The following is a 2,473-nucleotide window of genomic DNA, read 5'->3' on the forward strand; positions in this document are numbered from 1 at the left end:
ACATGGCACGCGGCAAGCTTCGGATCTACCTGGGTGCGGCGCCGGGGGTGGGCAAGACGTACGCGATGTTGTCCGAGGCGCACCGGCGGGTGGAGCGGGGCACGGACTGCGTGGTGGCGTTCGTGGAGCCCCACGGCCGGCTGCGCACCGAGGTGATGCTGCGCGGGCTGGAGCAGGTGCCGCGCAGGGAAGTCGAGTACCGGGGCGGGGTGTTCACCGAGATGGACGTGGACGCGGTGCTGGCCCGGCGGCCGAGGGTGGCGCTGGTGGACGAGCTGGCGCACACGAACGTCCCCGGTTCGCGCCATGCCAAGCGCTGGCAGGACGTGGAGGAGCTGCTGGCGGCGGGGGTCGATGTGGTCTCGACGGTGAACATCCAGCATCTGGAGTCCCTCGGTGATGTGGTGGAGTCGATCACGGGGGTACGGCAGCGGGAGACCGTCCCGGACGAGGTGGTGCGGCGGGCGGATCAGGTCGAGCTGGTGGACATGTCGCCGCAGGCGCTGCGGCGGCGGATGGCGCACGGCAACATCTACCGGCCGGACAGGGTGGATGCGGCGCTGTCGAACTACTTCCGGCCGGGCAATCTGACCGCGTTGCGGGAGCTGGCGCTGTTGTGGGTGGCGGACCGGGTCGACGAGTATCTGAAGCAGTACCGCAGTGATCACCGGGTGTCGAGGATCTGGGGTTCGCGGGAGCGGATCGTGGTGGGTCTGACGGGGGGCCCGGAGGGGCGGACGCTGATCCGGCGGGCGGCGCGGCTGGCGGAGAAGGGGGCCGGCGGTGAGGTGCTGGCGGTGTACATAGCGCGCAGCGACGGGCTCACGGCGGCCTCGCCGAAGGAACTCGCGGTGCAGCGCACGCTGGTCGAGGACCTGGGCGGGACCTTCCATCACGTGGTCGGCGACGACATACCCGCGGCCCTGCTGGACTTCGCCCGCGGGGTGAACGCCACCCAGATCGTGCTGGGTTCGTCGCGGCGCAAGAGCTGGCAGTACGTGTTCGGTCCGGGTGTGGGGGCGACGGTCGCCCGGGAGTCCGGTCCCGATCTGGACGTCCACATCGTCACCCACGACGAGGCCGCCAAGGGGCGTGGGCTGCCGGTGGCGCGCGGTGCGCGGCTGGGGCGGTCCCGGATCATCTGGGGCTGGCTGGTCGGCCTGGCCGGGCCGGTGATCCTGGCGGTTCTGCTGAGCACCGTTCACCCCGGCCTCGCCAACGACATGCTGCTGTTCCTGACGCTGACCGTGGCGGCCGCCCTGCTCGGCGGGCTCTACCCGGCGCTGGCCTCGGCGGCCTTCGGAACGTTTCTGCTCAACTACTTCTTCACACCGCCGCTGCACCGGCTGACCATCGCCGACCCGAAGAACATCGTCGCCCTGGTGATCTTCGTAGGCGTCGCGGTGTCGGTGGCGTCGGTGGTCGACCTCGCGGCCCGGCGCACGCATCAGGCGGCCCGGCTGCGGGCGGAGTCGGAGATCCTGTCGTTCCTGGCGGGCAACGTGCTGCGCGGCGAGACCAGCCTGGAGGCGCTGCTGGAGCGGGTGCGCGAGACCTTCGGCATGGAGTCGGCCGCCCTGCTGGAACGCGAGAGTGATGTCGATCCGTGGATCTGCGTGGGCCGGGTGGGCCTCGGCGGGCCGGTGGAACGGCCCGAGGAGGCGGACGTCGACATGCCGGTCGGCGACCATATGGCGCTCGCGCTGACCGGGCGGGTGCTGCCCGCCGAGGACCGCCGGGTGCTGGCCGCGTTCGCCGCGCAGGCCGTGGTCGTCCTGGACCGCCGCCGGCTCCAGGAGGAGGCCGACCAGGCCCGCACGCTGGCCGAGGGCAACCGCATCCGCACGGCCCTGCTGGCCGCCGTCAGCCATGACCTGCGCACGCCGCTGGCCGGCATCAAGGCGGCCGTCTCCAGCCTGCGGTCCGACGACGTGGCGTGGTCCGAGGAGGACCAGGCCGAACTGCTCGAAGGCATCGAGCAGGGCGCCGACCGCCTCGACCACCTGGTGGGCAACCTGCTCGACATGTCCCGTCTGCAGACCGGCACGGTCACGCCGCTCATTCGCGAGGTCGACCTCGACGAGGTGGTGCCGATGGCGCTGGGCGGCGTGTCCGGGGACAGCGTGGCGCTGGACGTCCCGGAGACGCTGCCGATGGTCGAGGTCGATGCCGGACTGCTGGAGCGTGCCGTGGCCAACGTCGTGGAGAACGCGGTCAAGTACAGCCCGCCGGACACGCCCGTGCTGGTCGCTGCCAGTGCCCTCGCGGACCGGGTCGAGGTCCGGGTCGTGGACCGCGGGCCGGGCGTTCCCGACGAGGCGAAGGAGCGGATCTTCGAGCCGTTCCAGCGCTACGGCGACGCCCCGCGCGGTGCCGGAGTCGGCCTGGGCCTCGCGGTCGCCCGGGGCTTCGCCGAGGCCATGGGCGGCACCCTCGACGCCGAGGACACACCCGGCGGCGGCCTCACCATGGT

The 2,473-nt window shown here is 72.2% G+C and carries 1 protein-coding gene; it reads left to right on the forward strand.

The genetic code is table 11. From position 1 onward, the window contains the following. Positions 1–2 precede the first annotated feature (2 nt). The coding region (locus tag ACTWQJ_RS50155; protein WP_443313010.1) for a DUF4118 domain-containing protein at positions 3–2,473 on the forward strand (2,471 nt) is incomplete at its 3' end.

The organism is Streptomyces sp. KR55 (genome assembly GCF_052245645.1).
Taxonomy (GTDB): domain Bacteria; phylum Actinomycetota; class Actinomycetes; order Streptomycetales; family Streptomycetaceae; genus Streptomyces; species Streptomyces flavusporus.